General features: G+C 56.1%; 19 protein-coding genes. 4 read left to right on the top strand and 15 right to left on the bottom strand.

Going from position 1 to position 16,595, the window contains the following annotated elements; genetic code table 11:
• A complete protein-coding gene (locus ACCD00_RS02690; protein ID WP_413421666.1) occupies nt 1-363 on the bottom strand; it encodes a DUF6124 family protein in 363 nt (120 codons plus the stop codon).
• A gap of 174 nt (nt 364-537) precedes the next feature.
• Nucleotides 538-999, bottom strand: coding sequence for a cysteine hydrolase family protein (locus ACCD00_RS02685; protein ID WP_413421664.1), 462 nt, complete (start codon nt 997-999; stop codon nt 538-540).
• A gap of 294 nt (nt 1,000-1,293) precedes the next feature.
• Between ACCD00_RS02685 and ACCD00_RS02680 the strand changes: the two genes are divergently transcribed.
• A complete protein-coding gene (locus ACCD00_RS02680; RefSeq protein WP_413421662.1) occupies nt 1,294-1,557 on the top strand; it encodes a hypothetical protein in 264 nt (87 codons plus the stop codon).
• 20 nt (nt 1,558-1,577) lie between these two features.
• On the opposite strand, the gene ACCD00_RS02675 is transcribed toward ACCD00_RS02680, so the two are convergent.
• From ACCD00_RS02675 to ACCD00_RS02645, 7 genes are all read right to left on the bottom strand, one after another.
• Nucleotides 1,578-1,868: a hypothetical protein gene (locus ACCD00_RS02675; RefSeq protein ID WP_413421660.1), complete on the bottom strand. Its 291-nt coding sequence runs from the start codon at nt 1,866-1,868 to the stop codon at nt 1,578-1,580.
• Nucleotides 1,869-2,072: 204 nt separating this feature from the next.
• Nucleotides 2,073-2,720: an MAE_28990/MAE_18760 family HEPN-like nuclease gene (locus ACCD00_RS02670; protein WP_413421658.1), complete on the bottom strand. Its 648-nt coding sequence runs from the start codon at nt 2,718-2,720 to the stop codon at nt 2,073-2,075.
• Nucleotides 2,717-3,829 (bottom strand): DUF262 domain-containing protein, encoded by a 1,113-nt coding sequence (locus ACCD00_RS02665; RefSeq protein ID WP_413421656.1) that lies wholly within the window; start codon nt 3,827-3,829, stop codon nt 2,717-2,719. The genes ACCD00_RS02670 and ACCD00_RS02665 overlap by 4 nt, the downstream gene beginning before the upstream one ends.
• A gap of 136 nt (nt 3,830-3,965) precedes the next feature.
• A complete protein-coding gene (locus tag ACCD00_RS02660; protein WP_413421654.1) occupies nt 3,966-4,235 on the bottom strand; it encodes a hypothetical protein in 270 nt (89 codons plus the stop codon).
• A complete protein-coding gene (locus ACCD00_RS02655; protein WP_413421739.1) occupies nt 4,232-5,212 on the bottom strand; it encodes an integrase domain-containing protein in 981 nt (326 codons plus the stop codon). The genes ACCD00_RS02660 and ACCD00_RS02655 overlap by 4 nt, the downstream gene beginning before the upstream one ends.
• Nucleotides 5,190-5,549 (bottom strand): hypothetical protein, encoded by a 360-nt coding sequence (locus tag ACCD00_RS02650; RefSeq protein WP_413421652.1) that lies wholly within the window; start codon nt 5,547-5,549, stop codon nt 5,190-5,192. Before ACCD00_RS02650 ends, ACCD00_RS02655 begins: the two co-directional genes overlap by 23 nt.
• Nucleotides 5,533-6,951: a YfjI family protein gene (locus ACCD00_RS02645; protein WP_413421650.1), complete on the bottom strand. Its 1,419-nt coding sequence runs from the start codon at nt 6,949-6,951 to the stop codon at nt 5,533-5,535. The genes ACCD00_RS02650 and ACCD00_RS02645 overlap by 17 nt, the downstream gene beginning before the upstream one ends.
• A gap of 1,338 nt (nt 6,952-8,289) precedes the next feature.
• Here ACCD00_RS02645 and ACCD00_RS02640 point away from each other — a divergent pair.
• Nucleotides 8,290-8,928, top strand: a complete 639-nt coding sequence (locus ACCD00_RS02640; protein ID WP_413421648.1) for a DNA adenine methylase — start codon at nt 8,290-8,292, stop codon at nt 8,926-8,928.
• A complete protein-coding gene (locus tag ACCD00_RS02635; protein WP_124304548.1) occupies nt 8,928-9,698 on the top strand; it encodes an 8-oxoguanine DNA glycosylase in 771 nt (256 codons plus the stop codon). Before ACCD00_RS02640 ends, ACCD00_RS02635 begins: the two co-directional genes overlap by 1 nt.
• Here ACCD00_RS02635 and ACCD00_RS02630 read toward each other — a convergent pair.
• From ACCD00_RS02630 to ACCD00_RS02615, 4 genes are read right to left on the bottom strand one after another with little or no spacing between them, the layout of a single operon-like run.
• Nucleotides 9,695-10,378 carry a hypothetical protein gene (locus tag ACCD00_RS02630; RefSeq protein ID WP_413421646.1) on the bottom strand — a complete coding sequence of 228 codons (684 nt, stop codon included), beginning with the start codon at nt 10,376-10,378 and terminating at the stop codon, nt 9,695-9,697. The two genes, ACCD00_RS02635 and ACCD00_RS02630, sit on opposite strands and share 4 nt — an antisense overlap.
• Nucleotides 10,356-10,961 carry a 7-cyano-7-deazaguanine synthase gene (locus ACCD00_RS02625; RefSeq protein ID WP_124304550.1) on the bottom strand — a complete coding sequence of 202 codons (606 nt, stop codon included), beginning with the start codon at nt 10,959-10,961 and terminating at the stop codon, nt 10,356-10,358. The genes ACCD00_RS02630 and ACCD00_RS02625 overlap by 23 nt, the downstream gene beginning before the upstream one ends.
• Nucleotides 10,958-12,166 carry a PfkB family carbohydrate kinase gene (locus ACCD00_RS02620; RefSeq protein WP_413421644.1) on the bottom strand — a complete coding sequence of 403 codons (1,209 nt, stop codon included), beginning with the start codon at nt 12,164-12,166 and terminating at the stop codon, nt 10,958-10,960. The genes ACCD00_RS02625 and ACCD00_RS02620 overlap by 4 nt, the downstream gene beginning before the upstream one ends.
• Nucleotides 12,167-12,170: 4 nt before the next feature.
• Nucleotides 12,171-12,512, bottom strand: coding sequence for a hypothetical protein (locus tag ACCD00_RS02615; protein ID WP_241189846.1), 342 nt, complete (start codon nt 12,510-12,512; stop codon nt 12,171-12,173).
• A 234-nt stretch (nt 12,513-12,746) separates the two neighbouring features.
• Here ACCD00_RS02615 and ACCD00_RS02610 point away from each other — a divergent pair, with 234 nt between their 5' ends.
• Entirely contained in the window at nt 12,747-14,624 is a 1,878-nt protein-coding gene (locus ACCD00_RS02610) for an AAA family ATPase (RefSeq protein WP_413421642.1), read from the top strand.
• Between the two features lie 515 nt (nt 14,625-15,139).
• Here ACCD00_RS02610 and ACCD00_RS02605 read toward each other — a convergent pair.
• The gene (locus tag ACCD00_RS02605; RefSeq protein ID WP_124304553.1) at nt 15,140-15,697 is read right to left on the bottom strand and encodes a GNAT family N-acetyltransferase; all 558 of its coding nucleotides are present in this window, start codon (nt 15,695-15,697) and stop codon (nt 15,140-15,142) included.
• A complete protein-coding gene (locus ACCD00_RS02600) occupies nt 15,660-15,983 on the bottom strand; it encodes a DUF1778 domain-containing protein (protein ID WP_124304554.1) in 324 nt (107 codons plus the stop codon). Before ACCD00_RS02600 ends, ACCD00_RS02605 begins: the two co-directional genes overlap by 38 nt.
• Nucleotides 15,984-16,595: the final 612 nt, after the last annotated feature.

The raw sequence follows: 16,595 nt of genomic DNA, 5'->3' as shown, positions 1-16,595 counted from the left end.
TCAAACCTCCACTTCATCAAGTGGCGCGACGTTGTCCAGCGCCCGATTCACCAGCAATTGCGCCAGCACGGCCAACTGCTGGATTGCCAGGGCGATGTTGCGACGCGAACTTTCAAGATCACAGGCAAGGTCGGTGCTCATGACGTTGAGCGAGGCGAGGGTTTCGCTGGCGTGGGTGAGCAGGGACGGCGTGTCGATGTTGGGGCGGAGGGTGAAGACGTGGCTGATGGGGTCGAGGTGATTGGGGTTGCGGAGGCGGGCGCTGATGGCGGGTTCGGTGGTGTTGGAGAGGTTGGATAAGTCGGGTGTTTTGGTAGTTGGATCAGATGTAGAGTCTTGTGGGATGGGGCTGTGTTTTTTCATTATGGAGATCCTGGTCAATTCATAGGAGCTGCCCCGGTTTTCAGTCTGTCAAAACTGATCGCTGATTTGCAGCGATCGGTAAAGGTTATCGTCGAGAAGAAGCGCCCGCCAGTTCATGAAAGGCGATGCGTTTTGCGGGAAATGTCCTAGGACGCGGTGAAGTTGTTGCACCGATCACAGGTCACTCGATCTCACCGTGTGCTTGAAATGATGTTCCCAAAGCCTGACCCCTAACCCGCCGCTCCGGTCCAGCGATGACCCTACCGTCAAATCCGTAATCAACGTCGGCTGTAAACCCGCATCAAACAACGCAAACCCCGCCGCCAGGCAGCAGGTTTCGGTCTGCAGGCCGCAGACCAGCACGCGCTCGACGTTCAGGCTTTTCAGGTAGTCGATGGTTTGCGCTGTGGGCGCGTAGCCGTGCTTGATGAAAATGCGGTCGGCGGGGATCAGGCTGTCATCGTCCGGCGCGGGGTGCCAGCCGAGCTGTTTTTCAAAGGGGGTGATGGACTCATCATGACGCTCGACCGTGGCGGCACTGGGCAAGGTTCCGATGAGTGCCTGGATACCGTCGACCAGCCACTGCGGCGGGGCGAAGCCGGGTTGAACGTCGATGATCAGGAGGGCTTGGTGCATGGGCTTCCCGGGGCGATGGCCGTGAGATTGGCGACTTTGGATGCAGCATATTCTGGAGGGTTTCGCAGGCTTCTTCGCGGACAGGCTAGATGCAAAGCCTGGTCGTTAGCGTTGCCCATATTGCAATCATGCACATAACAACCATTGCGCGACTGCTGATGCGACCCTATCGTCGGATTTTACGTACCACAACGTGGTTTGGTGAGTTGTGAGCGTACGATGTAATGCACGTTTTCGCTGGGCTCTTCGGTGAGTGAACGAAGCGATTGAGCGGTATGGAATTGGAGACAAATCATGATTCGCAAGCGCTACTTGAAAGCCTTGGCAATGCTGCTCATCGCCGCTGGCGTGCAGTGGGTGACGCTACCTGCGTCCGCGACCGAGCAGGGTCAACAACGGCGTGAGGCCCGCGATACCAGGCAGGAAGGGCGCTCCGCTGCCCGGCAAACCAAGGATGACTGTAGAAGGGGCAATGACAAGAGCAACGTAGAATGTCGCCAGGACAAGCGCAGTACCAAGCAGGATACCCGTCGCACAGCCCGGGACATCAAGTACTGATCGTTAGCGTGAGGCCTGCTTCATACGGTTGCAGGGTTTGCGATACAGCCAGAAACAACAAAGCCCGCACAGGGCGGGCTTCGTTGGTGTCTCAATTGGTGGGCCGGGGTAATTTGAATCCATTCAGTAAGATATTGATTTATAACATTAATATCTGTTTTTATTTTTGGTTGGAATACCAATTGGAATACTGCACTCCACTTGACCACCCGTTTGCATCCGATCTGACTAGCACGCTTCGTAACCATGTTGGCAGTGAGCTGCATATAGCTGCCGGTGGCGACAGGCAGAAACCGGCCAAAAACGGTCATGACTTAACCACTTGCTCCAATAAGAGCCAACCTCTCATCTATGGAAATGGGCGAATCACCCCTGCTCGCCAATCGCCGTAAATGGATTTTCTGTACGCACCATGACCGCAATACCCCCGAACCGAGTGCTGTTCGAGCGTCTATCCCATCTAGGGTTTCTTGGAGATTCTCGGCAAACGCAATCTAACGATCAGACGAAAATACTTAAACCGCTTTGTAGGTTTGCAGAACAACGTGGTTTTCCAATGCATCGCCGAAAGCGCGCATCAACCCGATGGTGTCATTAGTTATCTCGTCCAAATCATTGAGTTCCACCAAAGTATTTTCACCATGAGCAATGGCATTGCGGCGCTTTAGGAGCACAACGTCTATGAACGTGGATTTTTCAGCAAAAATCTCTGCGGGCACGCCGCACACGAGGCAAATATCGGTTAAGACTTCAAAGTTCAGGTTGGCTTTCGTGTTGATTAGGTCGTCGTTCACGCGGCTGAAACGTACGTCCGCAGAGTTCAGAATTTCATCAACAAGGTCACAGCGGTCTGCGATATTGGCTTTCGTCGTAGAGAGGGCTGCCAATCGCGGCAGAAAGTAGTTCCGAAAAAATTGCCTGTTGAGATCCCCATACTGAAATCGCCTCAGCGCGATATGCTCTAGGTACTTCTTTGCCGAGAACCTGATGTAGCCTTCCCAATGAGCGTAGCAGATGGCAACTAATGCTCTGAGCAGAACCCTCCGCAAGCCCTCGTCGCCACGCCTGATCGCCGCTTTGAGGTCCGATATTTCTTTGATGCGCCAGTTGCGGTCTTCAATAATTTGCGCGGAGAAGTCGGCTTCCGTATAGGGCTTGCTCATGGACGGAACCATTCCTCGCCGAATGGTACAGTGCGTTGGATGCGGATTGTGCCGCGCAGCCCAGAAGAAGAGAAGGCTGCAACCTGCGGTTGCGCCCAGAAACTCTCCATTCTCTCCTTAACGAAGGCTCTTGCTGGATCAGGGCCTAATGCGAGGATCGCGTGAAGGTTTTTGGCCACGCCAACGGCAATCGCCTCTAAGCCGACTAGCCCCACCTTTCCAGCATAAACACCATTTTGAAAGCGCCGAAGGGCGTTGTTTCCTGCGACTTCATCAAGGAGCTGGAAAGTCCGGTTTATTAAGTCGGCTGCAGTCGCGTGGTTTCCGGCTTGAGCCAGAGTTACGATGCCTTCGTCAATGTATTCCTCGACGTCAAGCCGGCCATCATACGGCACCTGCGCATGGACTAGAAAACGTACAGCCATCTCCATATGCCGCTGTCTCTCGGACTGCTCTTCGCTGATCGATACCACGCGCTTGAAGGTATCCTGCTCGGCGGAGTTTTTCACAGCGCGGAAGTAGTCTTTGCTGATCATCAGCATGATGCAGTTCCGAAGCTCCTGAGCATTCGCCTGGGTACCCCCAGCATTGAGCCGCTGGAACAGATCGTACTTGGTCTGGTCGTCGCTAGGGCGCTTCAGGATTTCAACTCCGAGCCGCCCCCTACGGATGGCGAGCTGTTGCGTCCTATCGATAGGCTTCTGCTCTTGTACCGGAACATCAGTGAGTTCTGACGTCTCCCATACTGCGTTGTGAAGCGAGGGTAAATACTTGGTCGCCTCAAGGACTGATGGTGGGTTAATGTCCCCGTCTGGATCACGCAGGCGCCCCATAAATTCGAGGATGGTCGAAACGCGCTGCAAGCCATCAATCAGTTCCCAGCTCCCATCTTCCGTCTCAAATACGAAAATGGAGGGCAAAGGGATTCCAAGCAGTAGCGACTCAATCAGCTTTGACTTTTGGCCGATACCCCATCGGAATAGGCGCTGAAATTCAGGATCGATGATGATCTCGCGTTCGTCGTACATGCTGACGATCTCACCAACCGACATCTGATACGCGTCCGTCCGGACGTGCCGTTGAGCGTTTTTGATCTCATCAGAAAGCATTTGATAGGCCCGTTCAAAATAAATTGTATAGATGAGACTATAACTGGCATCAGCTCTCTAGGTTAGTCGATGTCGATGTTGATCTTGTATACAGAGACGATATCTACCCCTTCCTACCCATGACTCGAGCGTTAGATCAGCATTTCTCGGTCATTCCCAATCGCTTCCAGACCAATAGGGCGGTGAGCCGATAGTAATACCGGGTGGCGTCAGAATGGTCTTTCAGGTGCTGAGTGAGAAACCAGCGCACATGCTTGAGCTGCCAGGTCCAGGGATTGTCTCGCTGCCATCGCTGCTGAATGGCCGCTTGCATAATTCGGGCTTGGCGTAGGTGGCGTTGCTGCGTGGCCGTCGAGCCAGTCAGGACGCCGCTCAGGAACAACGCCATATCGAAGGGCCTGGTCACGCTCTACCTCCAATGTAGGCCGACATCACATCGATCCGGTTATGCCCGAGTTCAACGCTGATCTGTTGGCGCGCCTGTTGATCAAGGTCGGGGTCAATGCGATAGCAGTGGCCACCATTGACCGGTGCGGCGTGGCCCGTGAGCTGCTCGTAACGCTCGCAGGCGTAGGCTGCTCGCAGCTCATGAAAGCCCTTCAGTCCTTGTTCATGCAGCATTTCGCGGGCGGGAAGCACGGTCTGTTGCAGGAACGCGGTGTAGCTTTCGTCTCGGGCCAGTAAGTTGCGGCTACGGGGCGGCGACGCATGACGAGCCAACTGCAGCGCCGCTTTCACCTCTTCATTGGCCACGATCCATCGCGGCGCGGAAGCCCCTGAGCGACCGCCTTTGGTGCCGTCCTGGATGTTGATGCGACCTAAGTGTTCGGCTTCGCGTTGCAGTCGTGGCAGGTCAGCCAGGATTGCTTCGCGTAGGCGCATGCCGGTTGCTCGGGCCAACAGGACAATCGCCGCCACCCGCTCGTGTTGCCCTTCGCCAAGCACCTCAAACACTCGCCGCACCTGTTGGCGGTCTTGGCCATCCGGCGCGCGGGTGCGTACGCTCGAGCGCCGCAGTCCTAACGCCCGGCTCGGACTGGCGATCCTTACGTCCTGATCACCGCGCAGCGCGGCGAGGGTGCGGTTAATGCTGCTCAGGCGGTTCTGCGCGGTAGCGATGCCGAGTTCACCTTGCTGGATCTGCTGGCGCAGATACGCGGCGTAGTCTTGCAGCGTCCGTCGATCGATCTGGCGCGCATCGTTGTAACCAGGGCCGTCCTCTGACCGACACCAACGCACGAACGCTTGCCAGCGATCGCTATGCGCTTTGACCGTGGCGAAGTGGCCGCCGGCAAACAGATCCTTGAGCGCTTGTGGACCGGCGTAGCTCAGCTGACGGCCATAGCCAAAGTTGCGACCCTCACGCCGACCGACCAGTGCCATCGTCATCACCGTTTTCGTTTGTTTGCAGAAAGCGAAGCAGGGCTTTCCAGTGGGGGCTGATCCTGTCCACTTGCTGCCAGTGTGTCGGGCGGATCAGGAGGGCGTTCTCCTGGTGTTGCAGCAGTGCCCCTTCTTCGCGCAGTTGCTCGATCAGCAGGGCGAGGTTGGCAGGCTCAAATGGTGGTGTGGCGACAGCGGCGACAGTGGCGACAACCCGCGTCGTTTCTGGCCTGGCGCGTGGCGACAGGATGGCGACAGAGGCGGCGACACTCCGCGATTCTGGCTGTGGTCGATGTTGCGCTTGGTAGCGGCGCACCGCGTCATTGAGGCGGAACATGGCGTACCTCGAAGGTCGTTCCATCGCGGCTGCTCAGCCAGCGATGAGTGATCAGCACGACCAATAAAGAGGCGGTATGGTCAGCACTTTTGCGGGCAAAACGAGGGCCGTTGCGATTGACGTCGCGAATGGTGAAGTGGGTCCAGCCTTTCTGCACCAGCCAGCGCAGCAGCCGATCCGCCTCTTCGCATCGGCTATTGACCGGTTCCTGTTCGGTCAGGCGCTGGATCTCGGCCAGGTAGTAATCCATCAACGTGGAGGCGCGCTGGATGTGTGCTTCGTCCAGCTGACTGGCCTCTTCAACCATGGCCAGCACACCCGCGATACGCAGCACATTTGCCGCGGCCTTGCCCGCGACAGGCTGGACGCCGGCCAGCTCGCCAAACTCACCAGACTGACACTCGATGGTGTCGTGAATATCAATCCAGGCCCGGCGGGCATGGGCAGTCAGCTCCAGGGTGGCGGGATTGAGTGAGCCATCCCGGTGAAGCGACCAGGGCTGTTGTAGCAGGACGGTGATCCGTAGTTGGTAGCGCTGGACTCTGGCATCCCGACTCAGGTCGATCGCTTTGTAGAGCCGCCGGCCGACCAGGCGCTCGGGCCAACTGATCAGGCAACGGCCGAGGATGCCTTGGCCATTGATCACCGGGTCTTTGAACAGCTGGTTGGCCAGGTAGGGTTGCAGCATCAGGTGCAGGCTGAGGCGGCGGTCATAGGCTCGCAGGCTTTCTCCGGCCATGGAGCGCGCCCGATCAATCGGGCTGCCATCCCACAGTGTCGACAAGGTGGTGATCGCCTTAAGCAGGTTCTCTTTGCTCATGGTGCTGCTGCCCAAGAACTGGCCACCTTCATCATTGAACAAGCCCATGCTGGGCAAACCATGGCACAGGCTTTTGACCAGAGCCTCAATGGTGGGTTCGGCAATGATCAGTCTTGGCGGTACCGGCTCGGATAGCTCACCGTCCTCCGCCTCCGCCTCCGCCTCCGCCTCCGCGTGTTTCTTTGAGGTTTTGGGTTTGGCCATGATGCTGGTAGCGGCGCGATAGGCTTTGAGCTTTTCCGCATACAGGGTCCACTGCTGTCGTTCCCAGTCACGCGCGGCCTTCAGTGCCAGATGGTCCACCGCGCTTTTGCGATCACCCGAGGACGCCACCGTCAGTAGGTAGAGGGACAGCGGATAGGTTCGGCCGTCGAGTTGGACATTGGCATGACCCTGGCTCACCAGAGCAGCGCTGGCCAGCACCGATTGCGCGGCCATGGCGCAGGGCACGCCGATCACCTCGGCCAGTCGTTCGACCGCAGGGCCCAACAATTCCCCCAGTGCTTCGACCGGGTAGGACAGTGGCGCCTGTTGATATTCCAGCAACGGTTGTGGTGGCTCGAACGCTTCGCACAGTTGCATCGCAATTCTCCTGAGATTATCGACTTCGTCCTCACTCATCCCGCCACGGTTGTTGAGTGTTATCAGGGATCAAGGCCCCTGCGACCTGTGAGGTTTGTCCACTAACGCGGGACTGACGGCTCCTTACGGCCGGGAGCTTGGGCATCTCATGATCTGGCCTCCTGAACACCGATAGCGGTGGGCGGGTGGAGGCTGCACTGGCTGACGAGACCGGTGTCGCGAGATCCTGAGTCGGGTGAAGGCAGTGATGCGATGACTGGGGCATGCCTGACTGTCAGTCAGGTGCAGTCCATTTCATGGGCTGCGGCACCATCATCGGCATCGCTGTGGCGAGTGAGCATTCGGTGTTTGTCACGCCGATTGTCACGAGGGGGAAAGCCGCAAAGGCCCGTGCGAGCAGGGCTGCAGCAGTGTGATATGCGCCCGTCTCTTTAGGGGGCAAAGAGACGGGCAAAAGGTTGGCGCAAGAAATAGCCAAGCGGATAAGTTGCTGCAGAGCAGCCAGGAGGGGGCATGAGTTGCCGCAGTGGGCATTCTGGAAGAAGTGGCATCCATCACATCGCTGTGACTGTGCGAGCCGCCGGACGCTAATCGCACTTGGGGTGAACCACCACGATGTGGCGTAGCCTCAAAGGTTCTGGCTACCTGGGTGCTGTCGAGGACAGCGCTGGTACGGTTCTGGTTTAGCGCTCGTTCTACTCGCGGTCAACCATATTTTGGAGGCGACTCTTGCGCCAATCGGTAGTGCTAGAAGACCTTGGAGTCCGGTGGTTTTCCATAGCCGGGTGGTCGTTTGTCGGTTTTTAATGTGAGCCTGCGTAATTGCATGGACTTGACCACCCATTTGCATCGTCACTGACCAGTCAATTGCATTCGTGCTGATCAACCGTTTGCATTCGACTTGACCAGCAAACGCCATAGTGACGACCGGCGGAGAACGGCCAAAAGCGGACGGTCTCACGGGGGCTGAGCAGACCATCCTTGAGGCTTGAAGGCATCTATGAAACTAGGGGCAATTCAGTTGGACGAGGATGCATTACGTCTGGCTGCATATTAATCCCCCCGCGTAGCTGAAGCCTGCCTTGTCGACGGCATCACTTACGATGCTGAGAGCCTTCAATTGGTGAAGACCTATGCAGCGGATGGACTCGACGCGAGCCGAGTTACGTCCGTTTGGAACTAGAACGCGCCAATCCAGCAGAAAAATGAACGTATGACACCCCTGGTGTTGCCGCTCACTGAGTGCTCTCGTCGGTAGCCTTCATTGACATCATCGTCACTTTCGACGATGATGTGTGCATGAGATATCCAGGCGGGAAAGGCAAGTGCTACCAGCGCTTGATCAACCTGATGCCTCCGCATCAGACCTATATTGAGACGCACTTGGGCGCGGGCGCTGTCCTGCGTCACAAGAAACCTGCTGCTCGCAATATTGGCGTGGACGTCGATCCTGCTGTTCATGGCGCCTGGACTGATCACCAGGTTGAGGGGCTTGAACTCATCCAGGGTGATGCTTCGAGCTACCTGAGCAGTTTCACGTACGACGGTAGCGAGCTGATCTATTCTGATCCTCCGTATGTCACGCAGACGCGTCGTCGCGCCAAGATCTACCGTTTCGAATATGATCAGGCCCAGCATGAACAGCTGCTTTCTACGCTGTGCAGTGTACCGTGCAAGGTCATGATCTCCGGCTACGACAGTGCCCTGTACAAAGAAGCGCTCCAAGGATGGAGGAAGGTGACGTTTATGGCCAAGACGCACACGGGTGTCAGGGAGGAATGCGTCTGGATGAACTACGCTGCCCCAGAAGAGCTTCACGACAGTCGTTACTTAGGTGACACGTTCCGCGAGCGGCAGACCATTGCTCGGCGCCAATCCAGGCTCCGCGACCGTGTTTCTGCAATGGATCCGGTAGAGCGCAGCGATTTCCTGCGCTGGATCACGCAGACCTATGGCTCCGTTCAGGAGGCCCGGTGATGCAAAACGGTGTTGTGTTCGTAGACTCCAAGCTCTACAGCCGCGATTTCCCTGATGCCATGAGCGAAGTGCTGCCTGGCGTTTCCTGGGGTTTGATCGAAGCGTTCCCGACTCCGGCGTACTGGGCCTATCAGGTCTGGGCAAACGACCAGGAGCCCGAACCGCTCAACTACAAGCTCGGTGCCACGTTGGCGGAAGAGATCGGGGCGTGCCTGCTGGGTGGTCACGGTATCCCTGCGAACGTCGGCCTGGCGGCGTTCGCGCACCTGAGAGACCTCGGTGCCTTCGAAGGTGAAGTGCCCAGTGTGGCGCTGCTTCAGGAATGGCTGACCACCCCATTGAAAATTGGTAGCCGCTCAGTACGCTACCGCTTTGCCAAACAGAAGGCACGTTACCTTCATTCGGCGCTCGCAGCCCTGGCCTTAGGGGATGTTCCACTTCATGCTGGACGGGCCCTTCGAGACTGGCTGCTGGAGCTGCCAGGCATCGGCTACAAGACCGCGTCCTGGATTGCCCGCAACTGGCTTGATGCCGATGATGTCGCGATCCTGGATATCCACATCTTGCGCGCCGGAGCATTGGCTGGCTTTTTCTCGCCGGGCCTTACAGTCGAACGGCACTACCTGCAGCTGGAAGAGGAGTTTCTTGCGCTGAGCAAAGCGATCGAGGTTCGGCCATCCAAGCTCGATGCGTTGATGTGGTACCAGATGATGTCCGCGCCCACCGTCGTTCACAGCCTGCTGAACCAGGCTGGTTTAAAGGCTGCCTAGCTCTTCGGTGCCGGCCCACCGACCAGGGCAACACCTACCCCCGTGAGTACCCCTGAAGGGGCGAGTTGGCCAGCCCAGGGCTCACCTGTAATTCCCAACGGGCAGAACGCGTAGTCCAGGGCTTCAGCGGTCACCGCCATGATCGCGAGGAGTACTCCGGCGTCTCGCCAGATCAGGCTTTCGCCGTGCTGATACTTGGCAGCTGTCTTCCCGGGTTCGGCCACCAACAGCAACCGCGTCGCCTGCTCGCTGGGCAGGGTTTGCTGGCACTGCTCCGCCAATCCCGCGAAGGCTTCCACTGATCCCGGTAGCTCAACAAGGCCGTGCCGGCGACTGTCGTAGCGGCGCCAGTTTGGCGTGCCGGGGAGGTGGGCCAGGATATGGATGGGGTGAATGGCACCGGCTGAGGGTGTGGGCCGCAGCTCCAGGTCAAAACCGTAGTCCGATTCGGCAATGGCCTGCGTACGCGTGCTGCGCCACAGCAGCTGGCCCAGCTGATCAACACTCAAGGCATTGAACGTGCGCCGGGTGCGCCTGTGATCGAGGAGGTTGAGGATGCCTTTGTCGTCGGCATCCTCTATCTCTGGCAGCGCGTGGAAGGTGCCATCCGGCCAGGTGAACGGCTGATAGTGCCCTGGCTGCGCTCTAACCTTGGGACTACTGAGATTGATCCAGTCCATGTTCGATCTCGTGCCAAACCTCAAAGTACTTGAAGCAGCCTCGGCAGTTACCACATGGGACGTTGGATTTGTGGCAGCTGTGAGCCCAGGCCAGCATGGAGGAGGGCACCCCGGCAGTCCTTACTAGCTCAGCGGTGCTCAGCTCGATCGCAGGCGCCTCAACGGTCATCTCACCTTCCTGGATGACCATCAGCTGATTGATGGCGGCGATGAACTCCGGCGTGCCGTCGCGGTGCGAGCCATCGGACTTCACGGTACCCAGGTAGAGCGTGTTCACGCCCAGGCTGATTGCCTTCATGGCCGCCAGGGTGACGAGCATCTGGTTGCGGTAGGGCCACCAATCACTGGCCGGTGCGTTTGCGTCCGCCTTGCCACCGGCCATATCACCGGAGCCGACTGCACGGCAATCGATCGAGATGACGTGGTGCTCAATACCGAGCTGTTTGCAGAGGGTGGTGGAGGCGGAGATCTCCGCCTCTGCAGCCAGCTGTCCGTAATCGAGCGTGATACCGATTTCGGGACGTAGCCACCAGGCGACGGCGAGGGAGTCCATACCCCCTGAGAGGAGAAGAGCGCGTTTCATAGTTCTGCTGCCTTCCAGGCGGTCTGGTAAATGGCCGTGACGAAGTCATCGGTGATGATGCAGCCTGAACCGACCATCATTTTCTGATCTTCTTCGGACTCATTTTCCACGTACATGATGACTGGTTTCTTGAGTGCTCGTGCGTAGCCGATCTCGTAGATCGTCCCTGCGTCCAGACCGTCACCGATGGCCAGCATCAGGTCGCACTCATGGATGGCGTCGAGATCCTTGTGCACGACATCCTCTGCCGAGCCATGGCCGACATCGTGCACTGGAGAGAATACGTTCATGCCCATCTCCAGTAGCTGGCCGCGCGCCTCTTCAATCAACCAGAGCTGTGACAACGAGAAGAAAGGGCCCGCCAGGTACACCAGGGGCGCTTTGCCGCTCTTCGACTTTTTCGGCACGCTGGCCGCATCAGGGTTGTAAGTGCTGAGCTCTGCCCTGGAGGCAAAGCCCTGAGATTCGCAGTAATAGGCGGTCGCCCGTGAGGCATGCAGGGCCGCGTCCAGTGGCGTCAGGTCATCCTCAAGCCAGAAGTAGGCAAAGGTGGCGACGAACACGTCCCCTGAGCCCACCTTCCAGACCTGGGGGGTCACGAAAGAGGGGATGTGGTGTGTGCGATCTTCGTGGAAGAGGAGCGCGCCGGCTGGGCCCATCTTGATGATGACGATTTCGGCATGCTGGGATGTGGATAGCGCGCGTGCCAGGTCAGCTGCGTTCGTCACGCTGCTGCCATGCAGGGCTTCAGCCTCGCTCCTGTTCAGGATGAGTGCCAACCGCTCAGCCCTGGAGCCGTTCTCATGAAAGGGCGCTGGGTAGCAGGAACTCTGCGGGTCGTAAACCGCCTTGTGGGCGTCGACCATGCAATCACCCTCCAGAAAGCCGAAGCGCACGACGTTCCTGGCCGTCACCTGCAGACTTGTTTGGCGCTTGGGCGCTGGGTGAATGGACGGTTTGGACAGTCCGTGGCTGTAGCGGAACTGCAGGCTGTGATCGATGGCCTGCGGCTCCAGGGTGAAGCCCTCCAGCGCCGCTCTCATGCGAAGGATCGATTCTGCCGTGCTGTCCGTGTAGGTCGTAAGGTTTACAGTCCCGCCCAGGCGCGCGATCGCTGTAGCGGCTCGACCGCCCGAGCCGAACAGCTCCTGCCACGTGGGGCACATGCATTGTTCGTAGTAGACGCCGCCAGATACGCTGATCATCAAATCACTCCTGTTTGACCGGAGAGATCTTGAGCGCCACCTGGCCGCCAATCTTGGCCGTCACAAGCGCTACGTAGGCCGTACCGTTCTCGATACAGGTGATTAACCGGATCGCTTTAGGTGATGCGATGCCTCCTGCAGTCTGGCCGTTCCAAACAGCGAGTGCGGAAAGCTCAGTACCGGCGTATCCCACGGTCATTTGCAGGGTGTCACCGACATCGAACTGCTCAACCACATCGGCCTTCGGAGAGGCGAGATGAGTCTGCAGGTAGAGCCTGTCACAGGTGATCTCTGTAGGAGCTCCCGCTGTGTAGTCCCGGAAAAGCTTGCCATCTGAACCTGACATTACGTTCCCCAATATCCCTATGTGAAACAACGCAGCGCTATCTTGGCGTCAAATCGATGCCTGTTGACAGCGGCTTGACTAATGCTAGAGTGCCAGCACTCTAACCCTGCCGGATCCAATTTGCCAATAGGTAGCTGAGGGCTGTTGGCGTCACGTTCAGGGCTCAAGCATGCCAAGTTTAGCGGTTAACGCTAGCGTGGCTCAGTTCGTGCTAACACAGGGTAGTGTTTGCTGATGTCGAAAATCCTCGATTTTGAGATTAAGAACTACAAAGGCATTGTCAGTACGCGCATTGAGCTTTCAGGCAAGATCGATACGCCGATCGTAATGCTCATTGGTCTTAACGAAAGTGGTAAAACCACTATTCTCGAAGCGATATCGCAATTTGTAAGTAGCGATAAGTCGGTCTCAAGTCTGTACACCTTCAGTCCAGAAAATAACAAAGAGTTTACGTTCATTCCTGCCAGCCAGAAGGGTTCATTCAAGGGTGTAGTGTCCGTCGCCGCCACGGTGCAGCTGGACGAAGCAGAAATAATGGCGATCGAGAAGCTGGCGGAGACGCTCGGGTTTGAGGTGGATGTCGAGGCCTTGGGCAAGAAGTTCCGGATTGCAAAAGAAATCAATTTTGCAAATGATCCGAACGGTGAAAGTAGCGGAAGTCTCGGCTTGGAGTTAAACGTCAAGCTGCCTTGGGAGGAGGAATTTGAGCCCTTCGCATACCCAGATAATCCTGAGGTGGATGTGTGGGCGCGGATCGCAGAGTTGGTGGTGGAAGGCGTACCAACGGTCGCCTACTTCCCGACATTTCTGATTAACGTACCCGAGGAAATCGAGCTGGCCCCATTTCAGGGGGAGAGTTACGAGCAGCGTCACTACCGGGAAATCGTGGAAAAAATCATTGCGTATGCAGATCATGATGTAGAAGAGCACATCAATAGACGCATTGCGCAGTACAGTGAGAAACATGGCGCTCAGTGGCTCGATACCTTTTATCGAAGCCATGAAAAGAGTCAGATTGATGCGGTGTTCAAGAAGGTCTCCCAGGCCCTGACGAGCGAGGTGATTGGCGGCTGGTGGCGGGTATTCTCGCGCGAGACGACAGCCAGGCGGGTCGAGCTGCAGTGGTCTGTCACCGGGGCTGATACACCCACTGCCATGGTGTCTTTTGCTGTCAGTAACGGTGACTCTGACTACAAGATCAGTGAACGCTCCATCGGCTTCAGGTGGTTCTTCACCTTTTTGCTCCTCACCGGCTTCAAGCTGGAAGACAGTAAGCGCAAAACCATTTATGTGTTCGACGAACCTGCCGCCAACCTGCACTCTCGCGCCCAGGTTGAGCTGTTGACGTATTTTGAGAAAATGATCGGCAATGGGGACAAGATCATTTACTCCACACACAGTCATCACATGGTCGACCCCAGGTGGCTCTCAGGCGCCTACATCGTCGAGAACCGCGCTGCCAAGCATGATGACGTTGACGGGTATGATCTTGAGTTTTTACCGGCTGAAATCGCCGCAATAAAGTACAAACAGTTTCTAGATAAGTATCCGACCAGAAGCCATCACTTCCAGCCGGTAATAGAGAGGCTGCAGTATGTGGTTCCTGAGATTGTTGGCACGTCGCCCTTCGTCATCGTGGAGGGGATCTCGGACTACTACGCGTTCAAGGCGGCCTCGACCACGTGTGACGTCACGATTAACTTCACCATCGTCCCGGGTGTCGGTTCGAGCTCGTCCGGGAACCTGCTCAGTTTGCTCATGGGGCGGGGCGAAAAATTTATAGTCCTCTTGGATGACGATAGAGCGGGTCGAGACGCACGTGATCGATACCGCAAGAAGTGGCTCCTACCCGACTCGTCCGTAATCACCTTTGCAGATATCGATGCGACCTATGAGTCTTGGGCGCTGGAAGCCTTGCTGGGCCGGGATAGCTTTGAGGTCGCACAGAGGACGCTGGGTCTGACTACATTACCCAGCAAGGATCAATATGGGCTGTTCCTGGCGGAGCACTACCATAAAGCAGAGACAGGCGAAGATATCTTCTCGCCGCAAGGGCTTGAGAATCTCCACACTGTGCTTCGTTTCCTTGCCCAGCAATTCGCACAGTCTTGAAGGAGGAGTTGTGCTCCTGCTCATGAGGTACTGGTGCAGCCACACCCAAGTGGGTGTGGCACTGATCATGAAGTCAGACTACGGCCTTATCCGACTTATCTTTTAAGACTGCATAAGCAACTTACCGAGTTCGGGAGCGATCGACCCTTCGTTGATGACTTTGTTGGAGGGACGGAACAGCGTCGTGAATCGCCCATAGTTTCGTAAATACCCTCAAGCCTTAGGAACGGTCTGCTAGGCCACTGCGAAAGCGTCCGCTTTTGGCCGACTTCTACCTCTTGCGTAGGGCTGCAGGTACTATTGATCTTGTTCACATCGTGAAATTTTCACCGCTCCCCGACAATCCGGCGTGCCTAGCTGATTTAAAACCTAGAACGGGTAAAAGTGTAGGAAGATCTGTTTGCTGAAGAAAAATCTTCAACAGAGGGATATTCGCCGCCACGCGGGTGGAGAGTAAATAGTCGCTATCAATGCTGCTGATTGATAGCGCTATTCATACCAGAAAAAAAAGTCGGTCAGCTACTGGTTGCAGCAGCGGAAGCGGCCGCAATCATCCTCTTGATCGGGATGAACATTGGCGTTGTCCCGTCAGCACCTGCGTCGTCCAAAATCTCAAACCCGAGGGATTTGTAGAATTCGACTGCTTTGGGCGCTGCATCAAGATACATCCCTTTAATAGGAATCGTCTTGTGTACAGTAATAGCCTGATCGAATGCAATCATCAGCAGTTCCCCGCCAATGCCTTGCCGTTGATAAGGAGCGTCAACAGCAAGCATGCTCAGCTTAACCGCTGGAACTTGGGGGGGGAGATTCCCTTGCTCCAGATAAGTCTGAACCCGAGCTTTGTCCAAAATAAGAAAAGTCAGCGTGCAGAAAGCAAACAGTTCTCCTTTGTCGTTGATGGCTCCAATGCCGGTGACGTTTTCACTTTTCAACGCCCGCTTGAGCTTGGTCTTGAAGTAGTCGTCCAGCATCGCTTCCCCACAGCTGAAGGTTTTGGGGAAAATGTAGGAAGAATAGTTTCCACGCAGGTTGTTATCTACTTCGTAATTGGCGATCTCTTGCACGTTCATTTTTATTCCTCATTAGTTTTACTAGAGCTGGGGGTGGTGTTGCTTCTTCATCGCTATCGCGAAGAATTTCGTGTAATCGAGAGAAAGCTTTCTCTGAAAGCTCCAATCGGTTGTAGTTTTCCATTACTGCTTCGGCCTCTTTAAAGGCAGAAGCCATAATGAAAGAAGTCATGTCGAGACCTGAAATGGTTGCTGCTTTGCGTATGAAATCTTTGGCGAATTCAGTCGTCTTTAAATCAAGACGCGCAGTTTTTGCTGCATTCAAGTTTTCAACTAATGTAGACATTTTGGTCACCTGCTAATTGTATCTAGGTAGTATTTCTTCCTTACGCTGGTTATAAGTTCCAATAGCGCTTTCGCACTTTTGAGGCCATTAGGTTTCTCATCATATTTCCTTCCATTTCTCTATCTATTTATCTTCAGTTTAATTTTCAGTATCTATCTATCTATCTATCTATCTATCTATCTATCTATCTATCTATCTATTTCATCATCAGTCTGGCTTTCATTGAGCTAAGCTCAGTACGTACAATAGACGGGTACTCCGCTCGTGTCAAGCGCGTACGGCTTATGTACGGATAACCGTTGGCAAGAGCCTGCCAGGCTATGTCTGTCGAGCCGCCCGACGTAAGCCATAACCCCGATAAAGAAAAGAGCCCGTTCAGCCCGTTCAGCCCCTCGGCCCCATCGACATGGCTGCGACTAAGCGACCTGCCAGCCAAGGGGGCGCAGGACTATTCGGATAATCGTCTGCTTTTGGCCGATTTTTGCCTGTCGCCACCGACAGCTATGGGGCGGTTGCAGTCCTTCAGTGCTTGGCTGACGCACTCGCGGCTGAGTGGCATCCGCTGACATCCATCAACTGCAAACGGTTGGTCAGCGCGAGTGCGAATGACTG

Origin of the sequence: Pseudomonas sp. Pseusp3 (assembly GCF_047304225.1) — a bacterium.
In the GTDB taxonomy this organism is placed as follows: Bacteria; Pseudomonadota; Gammaproteobacteria; order Pseudomonadales; family Pseudomonadaceae; genus Aquipseudomonas; species Aquipseudomonas fluorescens_CD.
This window is presented reverse-complemented; position numbering and strand designations above follow the sequence as displayed.

What these genes read in the sequence shown, in the direction of transcription:
- ACCD00_RS02665 (WP_413421656.1), bottom strand. Translation starts at nt 3,829, where the DNA reads ATGCTTTCTGATGAGATCAAAAACGCTCAACGGCACGTCCGGACGGAC.
- ACCD00_RS02605 (WP_124304553.1), bottom strand. Translation starts at nt 15,697, where the DNA reads ATGAACGTGCAAGAGATCGCCAATTACGAAGTAGATAACAACCTGCGT.
- ACCD00_RS02630 (WP_413421646.1), bottom strand. Translation starts at nt 10,378, where the DNA reads ATGGACTGGATCAATCTCAGTAGTCCCAAGGTTAGAGCGCAGCCAGGG.
- ACCD00_RS02600 (WP_124304554.1), bottom strand. Translation starts at nt 15,983, where the DNA reads ATGTCTACATTAGTTGAAAACTTGAATGCAGCAAAAACTGCGCGTCTT.
- ACCD00_RS02655 (WP_413421739.1), bottom strand. Translation starts at nt 5,212, where the DNA reads ATGGCACTGGTCGGTCGGCGTGAGGGTCGCAACTTTGGCTATGGCCGT.
- ACCD00_RS02680 (WP_413421662.1), top strand. Translation starts at nt 1,294, where the DNA reads ATGATTCGCAAGCGCTACTTGAAAGCCTTGGCAATGCTGCTCATCGCC.
- ACCD00_RS02610 (WP_413421642.1), top strand. Translation starts at nt 12,747, where the DNA reads ATGTCGAAAATCCTCGATTTTGAGATTAAGAACTACAAAGGCATTGTC.
- ACCD00_RS02625 (WP_124304550.1), bottom strand. Translation starts at nt 10,961, where the DNA reads ATGAAACGCGCTCTTCTCCTCTCAGGGGGTATGGACTCCCTCGCCGTC.
- ACCD00_RS02650 (WP_413421652.1), bottom strand. Translation starts at nt 5,549, where the DNA reads ATGTTCCGCCTCAATGACGCGGTGCGCCGCTACCAAGCGCAACATCGA.
- ACCD00_RS02670 (WP_413421658.1), bottom strand. Translation starts at nt 2,720, where the DNA reads ATGAGCAAGCCCTATACGGAAGCCGACTTCTCCGCGCAAATTATTGAA.
- ACCD00_RS02675 (WP_413421660.1), bottom strand. Translation starts at nt 1,868, where the DNA reads ATGACCGTTTTTGGCCGGTTTCTGCCTGTCGCCACCGGCAGCTATATG.
- ACCD00_RS02685 (WP_413421664.1), bottom strand. Translation starts at nt 999, where the DNA reads ATGCACCAAGCCCTCCTGATCATCGACGTTCAACCCGGCTTCGCCCCG.
- ACCD00_RS02615 (WP_241189846.1), bottom strand. Translation starts at nt 12,512, where the DNA reads ATGTCAGGTTCAGATGGCAAGCTTTTCCGGGACTACACAGCGGGAGCT.
- ACCD00_RS02690 (WP_413421666.1), bottom strand. Translation starts at nt 363, where the DNA reads ATGAAAAAACACAGCCCCATCCCACAAGACTCTACATCTGATCCAACT.
- ACCD00_RS02620 (WP_413421644.1), bottom strand. Translation starts at nt 12,166, where the DNA reads ATGATCAGCGTATCTGGCGGCGTCTACTACGAACAATGCATGTGCCCC.
- ACCD00_RS02635 (WP_124304548.1), top strand. Translation starts at nt 8,928, where the DNA reads ATGCAAAACGGTGTTGTGTTCGTAGACTCCAAGCTCTACAGCCGCGAT.
- ACCD00_RS02645 (WP_413421650.1), bottom strand. Translation starts at nt 6,951, where the DNA reads ATGCAACTGTGCGAAGCGTTCGAGCCACCACAACCGTTGCTGGAATAT.